The following is a 23,206-nucleotide window of genomic DNA, read 5'->3' on the forward strand; positions in this document are numbered from 1 at the left end:
AACATATTTCGACATTTATTTCAGTATATAAAAAGGCGTTCACCAAATAACAAAAGCACAATTACTGCCTTTGCTGTTATTTGGTGAACGCCTTTGTTCACTGTAGTAATATAATGATATAGTAAAACTACAATTCTGTCAATATTAAATTGAAGGATTTTGAATTTTAATATTCATATTCGAAACAAAAACCTCCTAAAAAATTCCGTTTTAGCCCTTTTAATTGCAAGTCCATAAATATTTCTTGCAAATTTTAAAAAAATCTATTTACAAATTACTTTTTTAGTGATATACTACTTACATAAAGCAAAGGCGCTATAGGTTAAAAACCTGTGGCGCCTTATTTTTTTGAAAGGAATGGTTGATCATGAAAAAATCAATTATGCCTCAGGGCTATAAACCTGTGCTTAGTCTTTATGAAACTTAGACAGCAAAATCTCTTCCATGGGTATTCGTGTAGATGCAAAAGCCCTTGATGAGCAATTAACAAAAGCTGGCTGAGATTAAAAAAAATCTTCCATTCCATAAGATGCTTTTAAACAGTGATTTTAGAGAAGCAGGAATAGAACTATTATAAGGAGGAATGATTATGGATATCCCAAATTTATTCGGAAGTATGGTTTTTAATGATAAAGTTATGAGAGAAAGACTGCCCAAAGATGTATATAAAGCTTTAAAAAGAACAATCGCTGAGCAAAAACATTTGAATTTAGATGTCGCAAACGTTGTAGCAAGTGCTATGAAAGAATGGGCAATTGAAAAAGGGGCCACACATTTTACACATTGGTTCCAGCCAATGACCGGTGTAACCGCTGAAAAACATGATAGTTTTATTTCTCCTACCGGTGACGATCACATAATCATGGAATTTTCAGGAAAAGAACTCGTTAAGGGAGAACCTGATGCTTCAAGTTTTCCAAGCGGCGGTATTCGATCAACTTTCGAAGCGCGCGGATATACTGCCTGGGATCCGACTTCATATGCATTTGTAAAGGATAACACCCTTTATATCCCAACAGCTTTCTGCTCTTATAGTGGAGAGGCTCTTGACAAAAAGACTCCTCTACTCCGTTCTATGGAAGTTATTAATCGCGAAGCTAAAAGAATATTAAAGCTTTTTGGAAATGACAATGTAAAAAGAGTTATGGCAACTGTAGGTCCTGAGCAAGAATATTTTTTAATAGATAAGGAATTATATGAAAAACGTCCTGATTTAATTTATTGCAGCAGAACTTTATTTGGTGCAAGACCTCCAAAAGGTCAGGAATTAGAAGATCACTATTTTGCTTCTATTAAACCAAGAGTTTCCGCCTTTATGAAAGAATTAGACGAAGAGCTTTGGAAACTTGGTGTGCTCGCTAAAACCAAACACAATGAGGTTGCTCCAGCCCAACATGAAATCGCTCCAATATTCTCAACAGTTAATATTGCAGCAGACCATAACCAATTGGTTATGGAACTCATGAAAAAAATTGCAAACAAACATAATTTGGTTTGTCTGTTGCATGAAAAACCATTTGCCGGTGTTAATGGAAGTGGAAAGCATAATAACTGGTCCATTTCAACCGATACCGGTATAAATCTTCTAGAGCCAGGAGAAACTCCTTACGAAAATGCACAATTTTTACTTTTCTTGGCCGCCGTAATCAAAGCAGTGGATGAATATCAAGATCTGCTCCGTATATCTGTAGCAAGTGCAGGAAATGATCATAGATTAGGCGCTAACGAAGCACCTCCTGCTATTATCTCTATTTTCCTTGGAGAAGAACTAACAGAAATTTTAGAATCCATTGAAAATGATACCTGCTACAATCAAAAAGAAAAATGTCAAATGGAAATCGGTGCAACTGTGCTTCCTCATTTCCCTAAAGATACTACCGACAGAAACAGAACTTCACCATTTGCCTTTACAGGTAACAAATTTGAATTTAGAATGCTGGGTTCCAGTTCCTCTATCTCTGATCCAAATGTTATTCTTAACACAATTGTTGCAGAAAGTCTGTCTCAATTTGCAGATCGACTTGAAGCTGCTTCTGATTTTAAATCAGAATTAACTGCAATCATCAAAGAAACGATCAAGGAACATAAGAGAATTATATTTAATGGCAATAACTACTCTGAAGAATGGGTTAAAGAGTCTGAAAAGCGAGGACTTTTAAATCTTAAGTCTACAGTTGAAGCGATTCCATATCTTATCGCTGAAAAAAATATAAAATTATTTACTAAACACAATATTTTCTCAGAAGCAGAAATCTTTGCAAGATATCACATAATGTTAGAAGAATATATTAAAGTACTTAACATTGAAGCTTTGACCTTACTTGACATGACAAAGAGAGGAATTATTCCTTCTGTTATAAGCTATCTGAAAGATTTGACTGAAGTTGTTGTAAATAAAAAATCTATTAGCAAAGATTTGAACTGTAAACTTGAAGAAGCATTAATTGAATCGATTTCCGATTCAACTGCTTGTCTCTACAAGAATATCGAAAAGCTGGATAATGCAATCCTTGAAGCTAAAAATCAAAACAATCTGCTAGATACTGCAAAATATTATCGTGAAGTAGTATATATCGCAATGCAAGAGCTTAGAAGCGTAATCGATAATCTTGAAATCAAAGTTGGTAAAAAATATTGGGCTTACCCAACTTACGGTGAACTTTTATATAGTGTTTATTAAAGCACAAAGGCGTGTATTCTATACTGTAATATGGAATGCACGCCTTTATTTATATATTTAATCATTTAAAGGGGGAATAAATATGTATTCATCAGTTGATACGATTTGGGTATTATTAGGTGCTGTTCTTGTATTTTTCATGCAAGCTGGTTTTGCAATGGTAGAAACAGGTTTTACCAGAGCTAAAAATGCCGGAAATATCATTATGAAAAATCTCATGGACTTTGCTCTAGGAACTATTGTTTTCTGGGTAATAGGATTTGGGATCATGTTTGGTACTTCAAACTTCGGATTGATTGGTACACCCGACTTCTTCGTAAGGGGTGATTACAGTTCTACTATTCCTTCCTATGCCTTTTTGATTTTCCAAACAGTATTCTGTGCTACTGCGGCAACCATTGTATCAGGTGCAATGGCTGAAAGAACAAAATTCTTAGCATATTGTATCTACAGTGTTGTAATCAGTGCATTTATTTACCCTGTTTCTGGTCATTGGATCTGGGGAGGCGGTTGGCTTTCACAATTAGGTTTCCATGATTTCGCAGGATCTACTGCTGTTCACATGGTTGGAGGCGTATCTGCTTTCATCGGAGCTAAAATCATAGGTCCTCGTATCGGTAAATATTCAAAAGACGGTGAATCAAGAGCTATACCAGGTCACAGCTTAACCTTGGGAGCTTTAGGTGTATTTATTCTTTGGTTCTGCTGGTTTGGCTTCAATGGTGGTTCAACAGTTTCTGCTACCGGAGATGAATCCTTACTTTCAATGTCATCAATTTTCGTTACGACCAATCTTGCTGCTGCCGCTGCCGCAACCGTTACCATGATTATCACATGGATCCGATATAAAAAACCAGATGTTTCTATGACACTTAATGGTGCCCTCGGAGGCCTTGTAGGAATCACAGCAGGTTGTGACATGGTATCTCCTGCCGGAGCTTTATTTATAGGTATTATTTCTGCTTTCATCATTGTATTTGGTATAGAATTTATTGATAAAGTTCTGAAAGTAGATGACCCTGTAGGAGCAGTTGGCGTTCACGGCTTGTGTGGTGCTGCTGGAACGATAATGGTTGGAATTTTCGCTCTTGACGGAGGTCTTTTATACGGCGGAGGATTCAACTTTGTAGCTGTTCAGACTATCGGTGTTTTGGCCGTAATTGCGTGGGTTGGGATAACAATGGCCATTGTATTCTCTATTATTGATTTCACCGTTGGTCTTAGAGTTTCAAGAGAAGAGGAAATTACAGGACTTGATATTGAAGAACACGGTATTGCAAGCAGTTACGCAGACTTTATGATATTACCGCAAGCTGAAGCTGCTGTTGCTGCTCCATCCATCGATCAAGCTGTACCAGTAGAATATAATACTTCAAAAGTAAATGCAAAAATGACCAAAATTGTTGTTATCACAAAACAAAGCAAGTTTGAAAAATTAAAAGCTGCTATGGACCAAATCGGTATTACAGGAATGACTGTAACAAATGTATTAGGATGTGGAATGCAAAAAGGCAGTCTTGAATACTATAGAGGCGCTCCACTTGAAATTAATCTTTTGCCTAAAGTTAAAGTTGAAATCGTTGTATGTAAAATCCCTGTTCCTATTGTAATCGATGCAATCAAAAAAGCTTTATATACAGGACATATCGGAGATGGAAAGATATTTGTATATGACGTTGAAAACGTAATTAAAATTCGTACCGGTGAAGAAGGTTATGACGCATTACAAGATGATGCGGAAGAATCTGCCAGTCTTGCATAAAATAAAAACCTAAATCCTTTAAATAAAGGGTTTAGGTTTTTTACTTTATTCAATATCATATATATAAAATCCATTCTCTTCTTTAACTTCTTGATCTCCTAAAAGCTGCTTTAAAGTATTCTGTTTTGTACTTCTAAATCTGTTGATTTCCTCTTCTGTTAAGTATGTCTTTAAATCTTCATCGGATAAATTATTTCCTATCACTCGAATGACTCTTTTTCCATTTCTTTTAGTAAACTGTACCCATGTGGGCATAAACGATATCCCTTTAAGCATTGCTTTTTGATCATCGATTTTTTCAAAATCTAAATTTAAAATGATTCCAGCATCTCTGGGGGGATCCAGAGGTGTTCTTTGACATGAAATAAAATTCCCCAGGGAGTAAATTACAAATCCCCTCTCTTCAGTACCATCGGAACGTATAATTTTTCTAACTTCCATAGGCTGAATAACGTGAGGATGTCCTCCGAGGATAATATCTGCCCCTGCATCAAATAATTCATCTACCAATTCTTTTTGCGTTTCATTGGGATATTTTTGATATTCCTCTCCAAAATGAAGATTGACAACGATAAAGTCTGGAGATAATTCTTCAGCTTTTTTAATGTCTGCTTTCATTTTTTCAGTCTCAATTAAATTTACCAAATAAGGCAAGTCTTTAGGGACAGGAATTCCATTGGTACCATAAGTATAAGATAAAAAGACAAAAGAAATTCCATTGACCACTTTTAATTGCATCTTTTCACTTTCTTCCTGACTTCTGTAAGTACCTGCGTGCTCTAGTCCTAATTGGTCAAGAACCTCTAAAGTTCGAATTGCTCCCGGGGCATTGGTATCCATGGTATGATTATTGGCAGTTGTCAGTAAATCGAATCCTGCATCTTTTAATGTAGTTGCCAGAGCATCTGGTGTATTAAATCTTGGGTAATCACTATACCCTCTTTCTTTTCCTCCAAAAGTTGTTTCCAAATTACCAATAGTTATATCTGCAGCAACTAATTCTGACTTTATTAATTCGAATTGTCTATCAAAATTATATGTGTTGCTCGATGAATCATATGCCTCCCAAAGCTGCCATTTATGAACCATAATATCACCAACAACTCTCATTCTTGCAGAATATACTTTAGGTTCCTTATTTTCGATCACAGGTTCTTCAATTTCTTTTGCTTCTTTTAGATCTTTTGATCCTTCCTGCTCTTCTATGATCCAGGTTTCTTTTTTCGCGTTTGTCTGCTTAGAAGAACAGGCGATTAATGAGAACATAAATATAACTATGATTATAAAAAATGGTTTTCTCATTTGTACACCTCTAAGAATTGATGATTTATCAATATGAATCATTATAACACAGAATCACACAATCCTATAGCATTTGAGGTTTTGAGTTTTTAGATCAGCTTTAATTTGAATCTGTGATTGGGTATCTATTACCTTCAAAACATTTTCAAACCTCGTTTCTTTGGGCAAGATATCTTTTAAATCATTCGCAACGTTTTCAAAAAAATCTATATTGAACAGAGTTTCTTCGCTATTGGGAAAAATAGCAACATAGAAAATACCCGCTTCCACCAGATCCTGAAAAAAGTGACTTCCAAAAGATAAGTCCGGAACCATACCCATAATCTCATAAGCCGTTTCACATATAATACTCATATTGCTGATTTCAGAAAAAGTTACAGGAAGGCCTAAGGACACTGTACTGCTTCCAATTCTCCCTGGTACCACAAGCATGGTTGGAGCATCCTGTTGGTCTGCGCTCAACTTATTGAGCACTCCTATCAATCTGGCTAAAGCATACTTATCCTGGACTGAAAGATTACTGTAAGCTTTTGGATCAATATAAATAATTCTTTTTATAATTTGATTGATGCTTCCGCCCATAAAATGTCCTTTGGTCGCAAATAAAAGAGTTTTTTCATCTAAGTCTTCTGGAATATCAATCTTTCCACCCACTCCCTTAGTTTGCAGTGGTCTGCATTGAACCAAATTAATCTTTAAACTGTTATCCGATAAACAATTCACTGTAAATTCAATATCTACGGGATAGCTATATGCCGTTTCCAAAGTTTTAAGTATATTTTGCATTATATGAATAAATTCTGTATCTTTGAAAAGTTTTTTATAGGTTAATATCCAGGCTTCCTGTTCTTTGATATTATATTCCCTGATCTTTCGGTTGGTTTCATAATCTAAGATCCCGATCAACTCCATTGGAATCCCTGTTTTTTCCCACATCAGCTTGTTTAAAGATACCGTTTCAAGCTTGTTTTTTTCTAGATTCAGTACATCCACTTTATGTTGGGAATATTTCTTAATATCCTCCATATTCCCTAAAGGTTGAACCATTGGCTGGTCTAAAGCTGCTACTCTGGGATAATCTCCTTCTACTCTGTTAACTGCAGCAGTTCCAAGTCCCAATACTAATCTAATCATTCCTGCATCAGGTTTGAGATCTTCCTTCCATACATAACTGTTGTATGAAAATCCCACGCCGCCAAGGAAAGGAAAAAAATATTTCTTATGATAATCTCCCGAAACCCGTTGTACTAAAATTGCCATTTGCTCATCAGCCTGATCCAATCCTCTCTTTAAACGATATTCCAAAGCATCCTTGTTTAATGCACTGGAATAAACAGTCTTTAAAGCTGCTTCAAACTGCTTATACCTCTCAACGGGTGTACCTTGATTGACACAAAAAACACTTTCATATTTTCCAGCAAATGCATTGCCAAAGCCATCTTCTAAAAGACTGCTCGAACGGACGATAATTGGAGACTGACCAAAATATTCAAGCATCTGTAAAAACTGCTCTTTAATAGACTCAGTAAATTTCCCATGTTTCATCTTTTCCCTAAGAACTTCTGCTGCTTTAAAATATCCTTCTTTGCTTTTTTGCTCCACCCTCAGATTCCACCAGCCATTTTGAACTAAGTAAGTGTAAAACACATCTGAACCTATATAAAAAGAATCGTGGGGTTCGAGATAATCATCCCAGTTGATCCTAGGGTCATTATGTAATATTTTTCTAGCTAAAAGCATTCCAACAGCTTTCCCTCCAATATATCCGGACCCAATCAGTCTGGCCTTTATTGAAAGAAGATCTTCGAGAGTAAAATATTTCGTAGTCAGTTCCAAAACTCTTTTCTCTCTGCTCAGCATAAACTTACACAACTGTTCAATCATTTTTTGCATGTCATATTTACTTGCTTCAACATGACTGTCTTTATTATAGAGGAGATTCTCTGCATCCATAAATAACTTATCCCAATAATCTAAATGCCTCTTTACATTTCCAAATCCATGTTTGGGTAAATATTTAAAAAGTGTTGCAGCTTCAGCACTGCTGGTTACAGGAATCATATCTTCATTGCGCTCAATATGAGGAAGAAACATAGTAGAAGAATATCTGTTCCATACTTTTAACGGATGAATATAGCGTTTGTCTTGAATATTATATAAATCCAGTAACAACTGTGTCGTTTCTCGTATTCTCGCAACTGTTTCAAAAGAATGACTCCCTCTTATAATAGCAAAGTATGCAATCGTTTCCATTTGAAATAAGTACGGGCATGTCACCTGAAAGAAATTTCCTATCATAAGATCTGTCGCCCATGCTTCCAAAAGATTGGATAAACAGTCAAAGATGTAAAAGGCTTCAAGTCCTTCTTTTGTAATAATACGATGAACTTCTGTCGTAAAAGATTCAAAACCAACTGATGGATCCAAGACATATGTTTTAAAAACATCTTGATTCTCTAAAATGGGAGGATGAGCTGCAAAACGCATATAAATGACTTTTTTATGTTCTTTTAAACTTACATTGGCAAAAGTTTTGGCATATTCTATATAATCTTCTATGGCATCCACTTGCCAGACAACATTATCTCCAATTCGTAAATAGTTGATTATATTATCCAACCCTTTATGACCTGTACTCGCTTTCTCGAATTTCAACTTTTTCCCTCCTTAGTAAACTTTATCTCTAAATCATACTACAAGTTTTTAAAAAATATAAAAGGGAACACACATAAACTAATTTTATGCATGTTCCCCCATTGGAACGTTCTATTTAAATTTATATTACTACTGAATTTGAGTTTTTAATACTTCTGACGCTTTAGAAAGGGCTTCATCAATCATAGATACGTCCTTTCCTCCGGCCTGAGCCATATTGGGTCGTCCGCCACCACTGCCTCCAGCTACTTTCGCAATTTCTCTGATTAAGTTGCCTGCATGGGCTCCTTTCTTAACGGCATCGTCAGTAGCCATTACAACAAAATTCACTTTATTATCTTTACCGGTAGCAAGCACAATAACGCCAGAACCAATCTTATTCTTTAAATTGTCTCCCATATTTCTTAAGCCATTCATATCGAGTTCATCAAATCTGGCAGTTAATAAACTTACGCCATTTACCTCTATTTTCCCTGATAAAATATCTTGTACAGCTTCTCCAGCCATCTTTGCTCTTAACTGCTCGATTTCTTTTTGATTTTCCTTAGTTTCCGTAATGAGAGATTCTATTTTCTTTAATATACCATCTGGTGAAGTCTTGAGCAACCCTGCAGCTTCTTTAACGTATTTTTCTTGCTGTCTGTAATAATTTAAGGCTGCCTGTCCTGTTAAAGCTTCGATTCTTCTAACCCCAGCTGCAACCCCGGATTCGGAAATAATCTTAAAAGTTCCAATAGCCGCGGTATTGCTTAGATGAGTTCCTCCACATAATTCTATGCTGTAATCTCCCATATTTACCACACGAACAGTTTTACCGTATTTTTCTCCAAATAACGCCATTGCTCCCATTTTTCTTGCTTCATCAATATCGGTTTCACATATATTGATTGGCAGATTTTCAAATACCTTTTCATTCACTTCCTGTTCTACTTTTTGCAGTTCTTCCTGCGTTAAAGGAGCAAAATGAACAAAGTCAAATCGAAGCCTTTCCGGAGATACATGAGATCCTGCTTGTTCTACATGATTACCAAGGATATCTCTTAAAGCCTTCTGAAGCAAATGGGTTGCACTGTGATTTCTTGCTGTTGCCATTCTGTTTGCTTTATTGACTTCCAAATATGCTTTTTCTTCCACGGAAATGGTTCCCTCTACTATTTTTCCTATGTGAGCAAAATTATTGCCGGTAACCTTTATACAATCCGTAATTTCAACTGTTCCATTGGATGTTTTTATGATACCCTTGTCTCCAACTTGTCCACCGCTTTCAGCGTAAAAAGGAGTTTTGTCAACAATAATGGATACTTCCTGGTTGACCTCTGCTGTATCAACAAAGTCATTGTTAACAACTATCGCCCGGATTACAGCATCGGATACAACAAGGGTCTTATATCCTTCAAACTGAGTTGTCCATTCTTTATTAAGATGGGTATATATACTTTCTTCTGAACCCATATAAGTTGTCTCTTCTCTGGCTGCTCTTGCTCTTTCTCTTTGAGCTTCCATTTCCTTTATAAAAGCCTCTTCATCTATTGTAAAGCCTTCCTCTGCTAAAATTTCTTTTGTCAAATCTATAGGGAATCCATAAGTATCATAAAGCTTAAAACATTTTTCCCCTTCCAGAACAGTTTGCTTTGAAGCTTTCAACTCATCGATATAATCTTTCAGGATTTCTAGTCCCTGGTCAATAGTTTCGTTGAATCTTTCTTCTTCTACTGAAAGTACTTTTAAGATGTACTCTTTCTTTTCTTCCAGCTCAGGATATGCATTCTTGGAGGTTTCAATGACTGTAGAAGCAAGTTCTGCTAAGAACAATCTGTTAATGCCTAATAATTTACCATGACGCACTGCCCTTCTAAGCAGTCTTCTGAATACATAGCCTCTTCCTTCGTTAGAGGGAAGGATCCCATCAGATGCCATAAATGTTACTGCTCTCATATGGTCTGTGATGACACGAATAGATACATCTTTTTTGAAATCTGTCTGATATTGCACATTTGCTATTTCACATACATGATCACGAATTGCTTTAACCGTATCCACATCAAATATGGAAGTTACATTTTGCATAATACAAGCAACTCTCTCAAGGCCTGCACCGGTATCAATATTGGGATTGGGAAGAGGATTATAATTTCCTGCTTCATCTTTATCAAATTGAGTAAATACAAGATTCCAGAACTCTACAAATCTGTCACAGTCACATCCTGGTGCACAATCAGGACTACCACAACCATATTCTTCTCCTCTGTCAAAGTAAATTTCTGAACATGGACCACAAGGACCTACACCTATTTCCCAGAAATTATCATCTTTCCCCAATCGAACAATATGATCAGAGCTAACCCCTACCTTTTCATTCCAGATCTTATACGCCTCATCATCTTCTTCATAAACAGAAACATAAAGTCTTTCTACAGGAATTTCCAGAACTTCTGTTACAAATTCCCATGCCCATGGAATGACTTCTTCTTTAAAATAATCTCCGAAAGAAAAGTTTCCGAGCATCTCAAAAAAGGTACCATGTCTGGAAGTTTTACCAACATTCTCGATATCTCCAGTGCGAATACATTTTTGACAAGTTGTTACCCTTTTTCTTGGAGGTTTTTCCTGGCCTGTAAAATATGGTTTTAGAGGTGCCATTCCTGCATTAATTAAAAGCAAACTTTTATCATTCTGAGGTACAAGCGAAAAACTTCCCATTCTCAAATGACCTTTTTCTTCAAAAAAAGACAGATACTTTTCTCTGATTTCATTTAAACCTAAAAACTTCATCCCTTTGCCTCCTTATAATCTTTTCAATCGTTTATTGATTCATCCATCATTTGTGTAATGATATATTCGTCTTCTCCTATCTCAGAGACATTTACAAGCTTTTCTGAATCAAATACATCATCTTGTAGTATATCATGATTTCCCTTTTGAACATAGTATATTTGATATTTATTGCCATTAAAATCCTCAAATATAATCATTTTTTCTTCTTTTATATAATTGATATATTCTTCAACACTTAAATTTTTTTCAGTCATATACTCTGCATGAGGAATGCCCACATATCGAAAATGCCAAGGTTCTGAAATGATCCCTGTAATATCCTTTTTCTCAGGAAGATATCTTAATACAAATCCGTATTTCCAGCTGTTATTGTATAACCATTGTCCCTCAGGGGTATTTTTGAATTCTTCTACAAGAGGATCTGCTGTATTTAATAGCTCTAATGAGGACACATCCAGTGCAAGTCCTGTCTGATGCTCACTGGTTCCAGGAATCGCCACCACTTCAGAAGCTTTTAATTTTGCAGTTTCTAAATCATATTCACTCGAATAATAATTTACCTTTGCATTATACAATTGACTTTGGTAGCTATAAGGCCTATACCCACTCACAGCTCTAAGCCCTGTTATGCCATCATTATTTGCATCTCGAAACAAGTCTATAACTGCTTTATAAGCAGATTCTTGTAATAATATCTCATTTTTGGATGAAGGAACATCATTTACAATATTCACTAAGGTTGAAGGTTCATAATGCTCACTTAAAGTATTCCACTTATTCACCAAAATAAGCTGATCTGTTTTTTGAATTTCTAATTCCTCAAAAATTGAATCCACATCTATTTCTTCCTTGGCATCGCCATCATATTCAACCAAACGTCCATCTATGGGAGAGGTATCCATTGCTTCTCCTCCCTCAGTATCAGATATTTCAACTCTTTGATCTGTATGGTTAAATGCATTTTTAGAATCATCATTCTTTAATCTATATGAATATATAGCAACCAGTATGACTGAAATAAAAACAAACACAAATGCTAACTTTTTACCCATAAATACTCCCCCCTCAAAATAAATACCCCATCCCTACTGGAACGAGGTCTTCAGTAATGTCATCTATAATCTATCTCTACAATTATAAAAAAATATACGAATTTTGTCAATAGAACTCAAATTTGTACAAAAAAAAGGTGTGCTGCGCACACCTTTATCTTAATTCATCTAATAAATCTGTTGCTTTTTCAAGCATCCTTCTGCCATTTTTCATCATTTTACGTCTGCCTCTTTTTGAGGTTGTCATCATTTTAACTCCCATAGCACCTGCAACACCGCCAAGCACCATACCCGCTGTAAACTTATTCAGCATCATAGAAACTCCTTTCAAAATTTTTAGATTGATTTTGGAGATAATTGTAGAATCTCGCATATTTAGTTTGCTATGATGTGGTGTAAAATATTCATTCTTCTAGGGAATGAATAAAAATCCCACTTCTTAGTTTTGGCTCAAACCAAGTGGATTTTGGAGGCATGATTTTATTGGCATCCGCAATATCCATTAAATCTTTTATTGAAGGAGGATATAGGGAAAAAGCGACCTTCATTCCATTTTGTACTCTAATTTCTAGTTCTTTTAAACCTCTTATTCCTCCAACGAAATCAATGTTTTGATCCGTCCTTGGATCTGCAATTCCAAGAATAGGATGGAGCAAATTATTTTGCAAAATGGATACATCCAGTCTTTCCACAGGGTCTTTATCGTTAAAGCTTCCTTCTCTTGCTGTAAGTCTATACCATGTATGATCTATATACATTCCAAACTCATGTTTTTTTCTGGGTTTGTAAGGACTAGATTCTTCAAATTTTTCAACTATAAATTTATCATTTAAAGCTTTTAAAAATTCTTCTTCAGATAAACCGTTTAAATCTTTTACTACGCGATTATAATCCATAATATGAAGCTGGTCATCCGGGAATAAGACAGATAAAAAGAAATTAAATTCTTCTTCACCGGTATAACTTCCTTCTTCTCTTCTTTTTAAACCTACTTTAACAGCGGAAGCAGCTCTATGATGGCCATCCGCAATATATAAATAATCTATCTTATTAAAAACATCTTTTATCTGGTCTATCACAGATTGGTCATCAATCATCCAAACAATATGACGAATGTTGTCTTCTGCTGTAAAATCATAAATTGGATCATTGTTCTTCATCCAAAATTCAATCATGTCGTTAATTTCTTTTTTTGAACGATAGGTTAAAAATATTGGTCCGGTGTGGGCATTGCAATAATCTACATGTTTAATTCTGTCCAGTTCCTTATCTTCTCTGGTTAACTCATGTTTTTTTATAATATTGTTTTGATAATCATCAATAGATGTACATCCTACAATTCCAGTTTGCTCTCTTCCATCCATAACTAATTTATATATATAAAAACAGGAGCTTTTATCCTTTATATATATCCCATCATGAATCATTCTGGTTAAATTCTCTCTTGCTTTTTCGTACACTCTTTGATCATACAAATCAATTGAACGGTCTAAATCGATCTCTGCTTTATCCACATGCAGAAAAGAATATGGATTATCTTTTACCATTGATCTCGCTTCTTCGCTACTCATTACATCATATGGAAGAGCTGCTACTTTATGAACCAAATCTTTTCTTGGCCTGAGTGATTTAAATGGTCTTAATACAGCCATAATCTTCCCCCTCTTATCATATATATTATATATTATTATTCCTTAATATTTGACATTTTACAATAATCTTACTTATGTTTCAATCACCAGAAAGAGTTTCTCAGGCACACTCTCCCATCGTGCGTAATTGGCAAAATCGACAAAATACAATATGTGCAAGCATATCCTACTCGGAAGTTTTTTGGCATAAGAAACCCATGTTATAAAAAAACTTCCGTCATATGACGGAAGTTTTAAGCTATTGATCTTACTATACTCTGTCTTTTGGAGTATAGTTTGTGTGTAGGAGATGATGAGCTTTTTCACTCATTGGGTGACCTAAATAAGTTTCATATAACTCTTTAATAGCAGGATTTTCATGAGATTTTCTGATTGGTTTACCTGCATCTTCGCGATAAATTGCTTCAGCGCGTTTTTTGAGAATTTCAAGATTTCCATGATGATATGGCTGTCCGCCACCACCGATACATCCTCCAGGACAAGCCATAATTTCGATCGCATGAAGTTTTCTTGGATTTCCCGCTTTAACTTCTTCAAGAAGTTTTCTTGCATTTCCTAAACCATGGGCAATTCCAATGTTAAGGTCTATATCACCCATTTTTACAGTTGCAACACGAACGCCATCCAGTCCTCTTAATTGTTCGAATTCAACTTTATCCAATTGCTTACCTGTGAACAATTCATAAGCTGTTCTTGTTGCAGCTTCAATAACACCGCCTGTTGTTCCGAAAATTACACCAGCACCAGTAGATTCTCCCAATGGTCTGTCAAAATCTTCATCTTCAAGCTCATTAAAGTCAATATTGGTACGTTTAATTAAATGTGCCAGTTCTCTTGTAGAGATAGAAATATCCACATCAGGATTTCCATCTACTGAGAATTCTTCTCTGGTAGCTTCATATTTTTTAGCTAAGCAAGGCATAATAGAAACAACTACCATCTTATCACGAGGAATTCCTAATTTTTCAGCATAATAAGATTTTGCGATCGCGCCAAACATTTGTTGAGGTGATTTTGCACTGGATGGTACATCCAATAAATCTTGGAACTGACTTTCAATAAAGTTTACCCATCCTGGACAACATGATGTAAGAATTGGAAGTTTTACATCTCTGTCACCATTTAAGAATTTTTTAATTCTGTCTAATAATTCAGTTCCTTCTTCCATAATCGTTAAATCTGCTGCAAAATCTGTATCAAATACATAATCAAAACCTAATCTTCTAAGAGCAGCTACCATCTTTCCAGTAACTAATGTACCAGGTTCATAGCCAAATTCTTCACCTAATGCAACTCTAACAGCCGGAGCAGTTTGAACAACAACAACTTTGTCCGGATTTGCTAACGCTTCTACTACTTTCCATGTATTATCTTGCTCAGTTAATGCTCCTACAGGACATACAGCAACACATTGTCCGCAATGAGTACATACTGAATCTTCAAGATTTACTTCAAATGCCGGCGCTACAACCGCATTGAATCCTCTGTTTACTCCAGACAGCGCGCCTACTGTTTGTACTTCATTACACATAGTTTCACAACGTCTGCACATAATACATTTATCCATATCGCGGATAATGGATTTGGAAGCATCTTTTCTATAGGTGGATTGTGCACCATCTTTAAAACGAACTTCTCTAAGTCCAAAGGTTTCCGCTAAGTTTTGAAGTTCACATTGTCCAGATTTTGGACAAATCAAGCAATCTTTCGGATGGTCGGATAATAATAATTCTAATACAACTTTTCTCGCATTCAATACACGAATTGTATTGGTTTTTACCACCATTCCATCAAACACCGGTGTCGCGCAAGCAGGAGCTAAATTTCTTCTTCCTTCTACTTCAACAACACAGATTCTACAGGAAGCGGCTTTATTAACCATTTTTATATCATGTAAATCAAGATGGCATAATGTTGGAATATGAACTCCTACTTTTTGCGCTGCTTGTAAAACCGTACTTCCTTTCGGAACTTCCACCTGTTTACCATCTATCGTAACTTTAACATCTGACATTGGTTTTACACTCCTTTTCTTTATTTCTTAATAATTGCGCTGAATTTACACTTTTCAAAGCAAGCGCCACATTTAATACATTTGTCTTGATCGATCACATGGGTTGATTTTACTTTGCCAGAAATTGCACCTACAGGACATACTCTTGAACAAGCTGTACAACCAATACATTTGTCTTCAAGAATGAAATATCTAAGAAGTGCACTACATTGTCCGGCAGGACATCTATGTTCTTTTACATGGGCAACGTATTCATCCCAGAAAGTATCGATAGTAGACAATACTGGGTTTGGAGCGGTTTGTCCCAATCCACATAATGCCGTATCCTTAATAATCTGGCTTAATGATTTTAATGTTTCAAGGTCTTCCATGGTTCCTTTGCCTTCAGTGATTTTGGTTAATAATTCAGACAAACGCTTTGTTCCTACTCTACAAGGTGTACATTTACCACAGGATTCATCTTCAGTAAATTCCAGATAGAATTTTGCAACGCTTGGCATACAGTTGTCTTCATCCATAACAATCATACCACCGGATCCCATCATGGAACCTTTTTCAAGTAAGTTGTCAAAATCAATCGGTGTATCCAAATCTTTCTCTGTTAAGCATCCACCAGATGGTCCTCCAGTTTGAACTGCTTTAAATTTCTTACCGCCTTTAATTCCTCCGCCGATATCAAAAATAACTTCTCTTAAGGTAGTTCCCATAGGAACTTCGATGAGTCCAACATTGTTAACTTTACCTGCCAATGCAAAAACTTTGGTTCCTTTTGATTTTTCGGTACCAATAGAACTGAACCAATCAGCACCTTTTAAGAGAATTACAGGAACATTAGCAAAAGTTTCTACGTTATTAACATTGGTTGGTTTACCCCAGAAACCAGATTCTGCTGGGAATGGAGGTTTCGTCGTAGGTTCTCCTCTTTCTCCTTCCATGGAGTGAATAAGAGCTGTTTCCTCACCGCATACGAAAGCTCCTGCACCGTATTTTATTTCAATATCAAAGTCAAATCCTGTTCCTAAAATATCTTTTCCAAGTAATCCGTATGCTCTTGCATCTTCAATAGCTTTTTTAAGACGTCTTACTGCCAATGGATATTCCGCACGGATGTAAACTAATCCTTGGGATGCACCTATAGCATAACCACAGATTGCCATAGCTTCTACAACGGAGTGAGGGTCTCCTTCTAAGATAGAACGGTCCATAAAAGCCCCTGGGTCTCCTTCATCGGCATTACATACAACATATTTTTGATCAGATTGATTTTTATGTGCAAATTCCCATTTAAGTCCTGTTGGGAATCCACCGCCACCTCTTCCTCTTAATCCGGATTTTTTCATTTCTTCAATAACGGATTCAGGTGTCATTTCAGTTAATGCTTTTCCTAAAGCTTGATAACCGTCTCTTGCAATATACTCATCTATATTATCAGGATCGATAAATCCGCAGTTTCTTAAAGCAATTCTCATTTGCTTTTTGTAGAAATCCATATGCTTAGAGTCTTCGATGGATTGATCCGTAGCTGGTTCTTTATATAATAATTGATCTACTTTTCTTCCTTTGATTAAATGTTCTTTAACAATAACTTCAGCATCTTCAGGTTTAACTTGTACATAAAAAGTATTATCAGGAAGAATTTTTACGATAGGTCCTTTTTCACAAAAACCAAAACATCCTGTTTTTAAAACCTGAACATCATTTTCCATTCCATTTTCTTTTAATAAAGCCTTTATATTATCAACGATCTGTGTGGAATTAGAAGAAATGCAGCCTGTTCCACCACAAACCAAAACATGCATTTTATACTTGGACATTATGAAAGCCTCCTTTTACAATTACTCATCCACTGTTTTATGACTCACAGGTATGATTCCGTCTAATAGTTCGCCATTTTTCACATACTTTTCTACTATTTCCTTAGCTCTTTCTACGGTTACTTCCCCAAATACCACTGGTTCTTCTCCCGGAATAGCAACTTCTATTGTAGGCTCTGCATAACAATATCCCATGCAGCCAGTTTGAGATATAACTACATTATCTAATTTTTCATTGGCAACAATATCAACTAATGCATTCATAACTTCTCTAGCTCCTGACGCTATTCCACAGGTTGCCATTGCCACACGGATCTGAACTAATTTTTCCATGTTGTCGCCTTTTTCTCTTATATCCACTTTTGATTTAAATTGCTCTCTTAATTGCTTTAATTCATCTAAAGATTTTATTTTAGCCATGACATTCCCTCCCCAATAACCTATTCATACTCTTTAAGAATTGATTTTACTTGGTCCGGAGTAACACGACCATATACTTTTTCTCCAACTAAAACTACGGGAGCCAATCCGCATGCCCCTACGCAGCGCAGTGCATCCAGCGAAAAGTTTCCATCAGCCGTTGTTTCTCCTACTTCAATATTTAATTCTCTTTTAAACTCATCTAAAACTTTATCAGCACCTCTAACATAGCAAGCTGTTCCCATACAAACAGATATTGGGTATTTTCCTTTAGGAATCATGGTGAAGAATGAGTAGAAGCTTACAATACCATATACTTTAGATACAGGTATGTTCAACTTCTTTGCTACAAACTGCTGTACTTCCTTTGGAAGGTATCCAAAAATCTCTTGAGCCCTATGTAATGCAGAGATCAGAGCTCCATTTTTATCACTTAGTTCGTCAATAAATTGTTCTAACTCACGGAAACCGCGTTCAGACAATTCGTTTGTGCAATTTGCACAATTAGCCATTTTTATTCCCCCTTCAAGTATATGAAATTAAATTAGGCGTAATCAAATTTCGATTTCATAAAGAAGCCGAATTGATTAGCAAAAAAAATATGTTATTAGCACAACTATGAAGTTAGCACACTTTCAACTTCATTGTCAATATTATAACATAAATCTTTATAAATGTACAAACCTTTCATATTAATAATTTAATAACTTGACTTATAGATTTTGATTCTAATTCGATAAACTGCTCTCTTTCAGAAATATCTTGCAAATAATGCGCATCCGAAGACCGGATCACATTGTATTGACTGTATTTTAACTTAGCTTTTTCTAAATCTGCATTCTTTGAAACTTCAAGTGTATGAACATCTAAATCTTCTGGAATCCATCCTAAATTTGATAAAATACTATAAGATGAACGGTCTATATGAGCAGGAACAGCAACTCCACTAAAGGCTCTAACATACTTTACTACGTCGTAAACACTTAATGAAGTTGCAGTTAAAAGTAATCTTTTGTTTTCTCCAATAATATCATCTTGCTCATTAAGAATTAGTTGCTCTCCAAAGATACTCACTCTATTTTCCAGGGGCGGTAAATGTTTATAAACCAAGTCTTGCATCTGATATGCCGAAACGAGATCGGGAAATAGACAAACCACGTGTATTTCTTCAGATGTCTCAACTTCCATCCCTGGGATAACAATAAGTTCTGTCCCTTCCGCTACTTTCATGACTGCTTTAACATTTTCACAGGAATTGTGGTCAGTAATAGCGATAATATCTAATTCTTTTAACAATGCCATGTTCACGATATTATTGGGGGTCATATCGTTATCCCCACAGGGTGAAAGGGCCGTATGAATATGGAAATCATAAGCATATTTCATTGCTAAGATATTCCTATTTCGGTTAGTTTTTTCACAAGCTGGTATGCATTGATCTCTGAAGAGAATACAGGAATGTCTTCTTCATTAGCTTTTTCGATAGTATCCTGATCTATGTGAGCACCCTCTGCAATAATAATGCAAGATAAATTTAATAATGACGCAATGGCTATAATATTCACGTGACTTTGAATAGTAATCCAAGCTGCCCCTGGTTTCGCATTGGCCATCACCCAGCTTAATAAGTCTCCAACATATCCTGTTGTAATCTCCTTATCCAATCCATTTTCCCCTGCAACTATGGATAATCCAAGAGTTTTCATTAATTCTCTTACGGTCATTTCATCACTTCCTAATCATCATTTTTTCTAAAAGCCGGAGGCAACTTCTGTGAAAGATTAACCATGGCTTCTGCCATTTCCCTAACTTTTTGTCTTAACATAAAAATGCAGTCTTCAATATTTGCATTGCCTCTTACAATATCTTCAGCCAGAGCTCTGCAATTTGGTGCACCACAGGAGCCACAATCAATCTGCGGAAGGGTATCGTATATTCCCTCTAATTCTTCCAGCTTTTTGATTGCCTTCTCCATATCTTCATCCAATGTCATAACTGGCTTTGAATTCACTGGATTATTCCATATAAGATTGGAGTCGCTGATTAATTGCTCCTTATCATCTTGTTCTTTTAATGTCGCTGAATGACGTAAAAGCTTTTTAAGATGATTTTTGGCTACAAAACTGTTTTCGACAGTCAATGGCCCTCCTAAACACCCTCCATGACAAGCTAATGCTTCAATAAAATCAACATCTATAAGTTTTCCGTTTTCTACCTTTTCCAAGATTTTATTAACATTTTCTATACCATCAACAGCTATGTAATTATCAATGCCTAAAAATTCTCCTTCACCGCCAGACATAGCCCATCCAATCCCATTGCTGGAGCTTTGTCTGAGAATTTCTGGATGCTCGATTTTTTTTAATACTGGGATAAGCTTCATATATACATCCTTAATTGAAAGTACTTTATCAACAGAAGATTTATCAAAACCTATGGGATTTCTTACATTCGTAGCTTTCGCAGCGCAAGGACTTATAAAAAATACACCTATATCTTTTTCATTGATTCCTTTCCTGACTAAATTGGCTTTGACCTCTCTTGCTGCAACCTCCATGGGAGAAATAATTGGAAGTATATGATGAATCAATTCAGGAAATCTTATTTGAATGAAACGGACGATCGCTGGACAAGCAGATGATATAACCGGCTTAGGGATCGCATTGGTTTCTAATATCTTTTTAGAAGCCGCCGTTACAATTTCTGCACCTCTGGCGACCTCATAAATTTCATCAAATCCAAGCTTTTTAAGCCCTGTTAAAATAATATTTATATCCAATATATCCTTAAACTGCGCATATAAAGTAGGTGCAGGTATCGCAACTTTATATTTAAATTCCGAAAAACTGTCCAAAGTATCGGTTACTGCTTTTTTGGCATGATTGGTACATACCCTTATACACAAACCACAATCAATGCAACGTTCACTAATAATTTTAGCCTTACCGTTTCTTACTCTTATGGCTTCCGTTGGACATCGTTTAATACAATCCGTACATCCCCTGCACTTCTCTTCCTGGAGAGTCACGGAGTGTAAACATTCCCACATTTAATCACCTTCTCCGACTTTCTCTCTTAAATGTATACTGTAATTTCTACCGTTGTCCCCTTACCGACTTCTGATGTTACTTTTAAATTGTCACTATATTTTTTCATATTCGGAAGTCCCATACCTGCGCCAAACCCTAACTCACGAACTTGCTCAGAAGCAGTAGAATACCCCTCCTGCATCGCCAAATCAATATCAGGTATTCCAGGACCTGTATCTTTTAAAACGATGTATACTTTTTCAGGAGTAATCTCGACGTCAATAGTCCCCCCATTGGCATGAATAACCATATTGATTTCAGCTTCATACATTGCAATTGCTATTTTTCGAATAATTTCAGGAGCAATTCCCAACTGCTTCAATACTTTTTTTACTTGACTTGAAGATTCCCCTGCTAAAGTAAACTCATCTCCATCTACTTTGAAACTAAGGTTCATAGTTTAGTTTTCCTCCGCTTTTTCTTCTTTTCCTGTTAGCCCATTACTGTACAGCAAACCACAAGCGATATATAATGGATGCTGAGTGGCCAAAATAACCATTTTTTTCGATTCTGCCAGTTCAAGAACATCTTGCGTAACTTTCTTTCCTCTTACAAAAACAATTGCTTTAATATCCATCATTTCTGCCGTTCGAATTACTTGGGGATTTACAAGCCCTGTCAAAAGCACTATTTTTTCTTTTACAAAGGCAAGAACATCACTCATCAAATCAGAACCACAAGCCAAAAAAACTTCTCTGTCTAAACGATCTTCACCTACTAAAACTTCTGCATTGAGAATCTCTTTTACTTCCCTTAACTTCATACCCTTTCCTCCATTTGCAATTGAAAACTTAATTTTAAAAATTTTTATTTTAAACATTATTATATCAGATAGAATAATTTTTGTGGAGTTGAAAAATAGCTTCTCCAGGAAGTACAATTTTAAATAAATTCTTGTTAGGAAAATTAAAGATCTTCACCCGCCCGATATTTTTAAAAGGCTTCTTAATTCTTTTCATTCCTAAACCATATTTAAGGAAACGTTCTTTTTGATCAATTAAAAGTAATCTTTGATAAAGCCAGGGATTTCTTCTGGGAGGATTTTGATCTTCCATTAACTTCTTAATGCTCCCTCCAATCCAAATAGAGCCTGGGTTGGAAATTTCTATCTTATGGCTGTCAATCGTAACTACGATTTCTCGCGTCATGTCCCAGTAATCCCTGTGAACAACTGCATTGCATAAAGCATCATAAATCGATTGAACCGGATAAGATGAGTCTTTGAAAAAAGATGCAATAAGTTCTTCCGAACTATCCAACATTTTTAAAAGATTCCCTCTGATCGCATAACCTTGTCCATTATATTCTATTTTTATGCCTGTATGTGGAAGATAATTTTGAGGATACCTTCCGAATAGCAAAAGGCCTCCCATTGTAGGATGATATGTAGATCTCTCAGACTCTCTCCCTATGATCCCCAATCCTTCTAGCAAAATAAGTCGATTTTCTTCAGGAATCACTCCGTTTCCTAAGATATGCTTTTTTATAAGAGTATCATCCAGTTCACTGAGTGGAACTTTTCTGCAAACGATCTGCTCTGAACTTGATAATCCATTTTCCTGAAGCATGTTTGCTATCTCATGTCTTCTGGCAATATCCGTTGTCGAGCCTCTGCGAATATAAAAAGTTCCTGTCTGCCTTACCTGATGAGGACGCTGATCGCTTTTAAAAATTGTAATAACAGCAATATTTTTTTGCCTGTAATTCACCACGTCTACTCTTATGGGAACCGGAGGATCACAGCGGTTACATATAATCTGCTGAATTTTTTCTTCATTAAAAGGCTCTAAATTAACCCCAACGATTTCCTTTGATTTATCTTTGACGCCATAAACAATGTAGCCTCTTCCTCCATTGGTATTGGCAATTGCACAAACATCTTTAACAAATTCCTTTTTGGCCGATTCTGTGTCCAATTGAAGCTTCTCTTTAAAATCCAGTTTAAATCCTTCCGGCTGACTAAGCAATTGCTCTAGTTTTTTTATGTCCAC

At 35.9% G+C, this 23,206-nt stretch carries 18 protein-coding genes; 2 read left to right on the top strand and 16 right to left on the bottom strand.

The annotated features are described in order from the left end of the window. Positions 1-583 precede the first annotated feature (583 nt). Both JOD07_RS05145 and JOD07_RS15640 read left to right on the top strand, forming a co-directional pair. The gene (locus JOD07_RS05145) at positions 584-2,680 is read left to right on the top strand and encodes a glutamine synthetase III family protein (protein WP_207756811.1); all 2,097 of its coding nucleotides are present in this window, start codon (positions 584-586) and stop codon (positions 2,678-2,680) included. A gap of 82 nt (positions 2,681-2,762) precedes the next feature. Next, on the top strand, positions 2,763-4,442 hold the full coding sequence (locus JOD07_RS15640) for an ammonium transporter (RefSeq protein ID WP_158738878.1): 1,680 nt from the start codon (positions 2,763-2,765) through the stop codon (positions 4,440-4,442). 45 nt (positions 4,443-4,487) lie between these two features. Here JOD07_RS15640 and JOD07_RS05155 read toward each other — a convergent pair whose 3' ends face one another. The 16 genes from JOD07_RS05155 to JOD07_RS05230 form a co-directional block, all read right to left on the bottom strand. After that, positions 4,488-5,744: a CapA family protein gene (locus tag JOD07_RS05155; RefSeq protein WP_204612610.1), complete on the bottom strand. Its 1,257-nt coding sequence runs from the start codon at positions 5,742-5,744 to the stop codon at positions 4,488-4,490. Between the two features lie 54 nt (positions 5,745-5,798). Continuing rightward, a complete protein-coding gene (locus JOD07_RS05160) occupies positions 5,799-8,399 on the bottom strand; it encodes a PEP/pyruvate-binding domain-containing protein (protein ID WP_204612619.1) in 2,601 nt (866 codons plus the stop codon). A 129-nt stretch (positions 8,400-8,528) separates the two neighbouring features. Next, positions 8,529-11,171 (bottom strand): alanine--tRNA ligase, encoded by a 2,643-nt coding sequence (gene alaS, locus JOD07_RS05165; RefSeq protein WP_158738875.1) that lies wholly within the window; start codon positions 11,169-11,171, stop codon positions 8,529-8,531. A gap of 23 nt (positions 11,172-11,194) precedes the next feature. Then, entirely contained in the window at positions 11,195-12,226 is a 1,032-nt protein-coding gene (locus tag JOD07_RS05170) for a M15 family metallopeptidase (protein ID WP_158738874.1), read from the bottom strand. Between the two features lie 154 nt (positions 12,227-12,380). Further along, the gene (locus tag JOD07_RS05175) at positions 12,381-12,539 is read right to left on the bottom strand and encodes a YtxH domain-containing protein (RefSeq protein WP_158738873.1); all 159 of its coding nucleotides are present in this window, start codon (positions 12,537-12,539) and stop codon (positions 12,381-12,383) included. 91 nt (positions 12,540-12,630) lie between these two features. Next, entirely contained in the window at positions 12,631-13,878 is a 1,248-nt protein-coding gene (locus JOD07_RS05180) for a DUF1015 domain-containing protein (RefSeq protein ID WP_158738872.1), read from the bottom strand. A 250-nt stretch (positions 13,879-14,128) separates the two neighbouring features. Continuing rightward, the gene (locus JOD07_RS05185) at positions 14,129-15,892 is read right to left on the bottom strand and encodes an NADH-dependent [FeFe] hydrogenase, group A6 (protein ID WP_158738871.1); all 1,764 of its coding nucleotides are present in this window, start codon (positions 15,890-15,892) and stop codon (positions 14,129-14,131) included. Positions 15,893-15,912: 20 nt separating this feature from the next. Then, a complete protein-coding gene (gene nuoF / locus JOD07_RS05190; RefSeq protein ID WP_158738870.1) occupies positions 15,913-17,706 on the bottom strand; it encodes an NADH-quinone oxidoreductase subunit NuoF in 1,794 nt (597 codons plus the stop codon). Between the two features lie 21 nt (positions 17,707-17,727). Beyond that, positions 17,728-18,126 (bottom strand): (2Fe-2S) ferredoxin domain-containing protein, encoded by a 399-nt coding sequence (locus JOD07_RS05195; RefSeq protein ID WP_204612621.1) that lies wholly within the window; start codon positions 18,124-18,126, stop codon positions 17,728-17,730. 20 nt (positions 18,127-18,146) lie between these two features. Next, positions 18,147-18,638, bottom strand: coding sequence for an NADH-quinone oxidoreductase subunit NuoE family protein (locus JOD07_RS05200; RefSeq protein WP_204612623.1), 492 nt, complete (start codon positions 18,636-18,638; stop codon positions 18,147-18,149). A gap of 175 nt (positions 18,639-18,813) precedes the next feature. Further along, a complete protein-coding gene (locus JOD07_RS05205) occupies positions 18,814-19,512 on the bottom strand; it encodes a PHP domain-containing protein (RefSeq protein WP_158738867.1) in 699 nt (232 codons plus the stop codon). Positions 19,513-19,514: 2 nt separating this feature from the next. After that, positions 19,515-19,850 carry a DRTGG domain-containing protein gene (locus JOD07_RS05210; RefSeq protein WP_158738866.1) on the bottom strand — a complete coding sequence of 112 codons (336 nt, stop codon included), beginning with the start codon at positions 19,848-19,850 and terminating at the stop codon, positions 19,515-19,517. 11 nt (positions 19,851-19,861) lie between these two features. Further along, the gene (locus tag JOD07_RS05215; protein ID WP_158738865.1) at positions 19,862-21,175 is read right to left on the bottom strand and encodes a [Fe-Fe] hydrogenase large subunit C-terminal domain-containing protein; all 1,314 of its coding nucleotides are present in this window, start codon (positions 21,173-21,175) and stop codon (positions 19,862-19,864) included. Positions 21,176-21,201: 26 nt separating this feature from the next. Continuing rightward, positions 21,202-21,612, bottom strand: a complete 411-nt coding sequence (locus JOD07_RS05220) for an ATP-binding protein (RefSeq protein WP_158738864.1) — start codon at positions 21,610-21,612, stop codon at positions 21,202-21,204. A gap of 3 nt (positions 21,613-21,615) precedes the next feature. Next, positions 21,616-21,978, bottom strand: a complete 363-nt coding sequence (locus tag JOD07_RS05225; RefSeq protein WP_158738863.1) for a DRTGG domain-containing protein — start codon at positions 21,976-21,978, stop codon at positions 21,616-21,618. Positions 21,979-22,042: 64 nt separating this feature from the next. Next, positions 22,043-23,206 (bottom strand): RNA-binding domain-containing protein, encoded by a 1,164-nt coding sequence (locus tag JOD07_RS05230; RefSeq protein ID WP_158738862.1) that lies wholly within the window; start codon positions 23,204-23,206, stop codon positions 22,043-22,045.

This window comes from Defluviitalea raffinosedens (genome assembly GCF_016908775.1).
Classification (GTDB): domain Bacteria; phylum Bacillota; class Clostridia; order Lachnospirales; family Defluviitaleaceae; genus Defluviitalea; species Defluviitalea raffinosedens.

What these genes read in the sequence shown, in the direction of transcription:
- JOD07_RS05145 (WP_207756811.1), top strand. Translation starts at nt 584, where the DNA reads ATGATTATGGATATCCCAAATTTATTCGGAAGTATGGTTTTTAATGAT.
- JOD07_RS15640 (WP_158738878.1), top strand. Translation starts at nt 2,763, where the DNA reads ATGTATTCATCAGTTGATACGATTTGGGTATTATTAGGTGCTGTTCTT.
- JOD07_RS05155 (WP_204612610.1), bottom strand. Translation starts at nt 5,744, where the DNA reads ATGAGAAAACCATTTTTTATAATCATAGTTATATTTATGTTCTCATTA.
- alaS (WP_158738875.1), bottom strand. Translation starts at nt 11,171, where the DNA reads ATGAAGTTTTTAGGTTTAAATGAAATCAGAGAAAAGTATCTGTCTTTT.
- JOD07_RS05170 (WP_158738874.1), bottom strand. Translation starts at nt 12,226, where the DNA reads ATGGGTAAAAAGTTAGCATTTGTGTTTGTTTTTATTTCAGTCATACTG.
- JOD07_RS05175 (WP_158738873.1), bottom strand. Translation starts at nt 12,539, where the DNA reads ATGCTGAATAAGTTTACAGCGGGTATGGTGCTTGGCGGTGTTGCAGGT.
- JOD07_RS05180 (WP_158738872.1), bottom strand. Translation starts at nt 13,878, where the DNA reads ATGGCTGTATTAAGACCATTTAAATCACTCAGGCCAAGAAAAGATTTG.
- JOD07_RS05185 (WP_158738871.1), bottom strand. Translation starts at nt 15,892, where the DNA reads ATGTCAGATGTTAAAGTTACGATAGATGGTAAACAGGTGGAAGTTCCG.
- nuoF (WP_158738870.1), bottom strand. Translation starts at nt 17,706, where the DNA reads ATGTCCAAGTATAAAATGCATGTTTTGGTTTGTGGTGGAACAGGCTGC.
- JOD07_RS05195 (WP_204612621.1), bottom strand. Translation starts at nt 18,126, where the DNA reads ATGGCTAAAATAAAATCTTTAGATGAATTAAAGCAATTAAGAGAGCAA.
- JOD07_RS05200 (WP_204612623.1), bottom strand. Translation starts at nt 18,638, where the DNA reads ATGGCTAATTGTGCAAATTGCACAAACGAATTGTCTGAACGCGGTTTC.
- JOD07_RS05205 (WP_158738867.1), bottom strand. Translation starts at nt 19,512, where the DNA reads ATGAAATATGCTTATGATTTCCATATTCATACGGCCCTTTCACCCTGT.
- JOD07_RS05210 (WP_158738866.1), bottom strand. Translation starts at nt 19,850, where the DNA reads ATGACCGTAAGAGAATTAATGAAAACTCTTGGATTATCCATAGTTGCA.
- JOD07_RS05215 (WP_158738865.1), bottom strand. Translation starts at nt 21,175, where the DNA reads ATGTGGGAATGTTTACACTCCGTGACTCTCCAGGAAGAGAAGTGCAGG.
- JOD07_RS05220 (WP_158738864.1), bottom strand. Translation starts at nt 21,612, where the DNA reads ATGAACCTTAGTTTCAAAGTAGATGGAGATGAGTTTACTTTAGCAGGG.
- JOD07_RS05225 (WP_158738863.1), bottom strand. Translation starts at nt 21,978, where the DNA reads ATGAAGTTAAGGGAAGTAAAAGAGATTCTCAATGCAGAAGTTTTAGTA.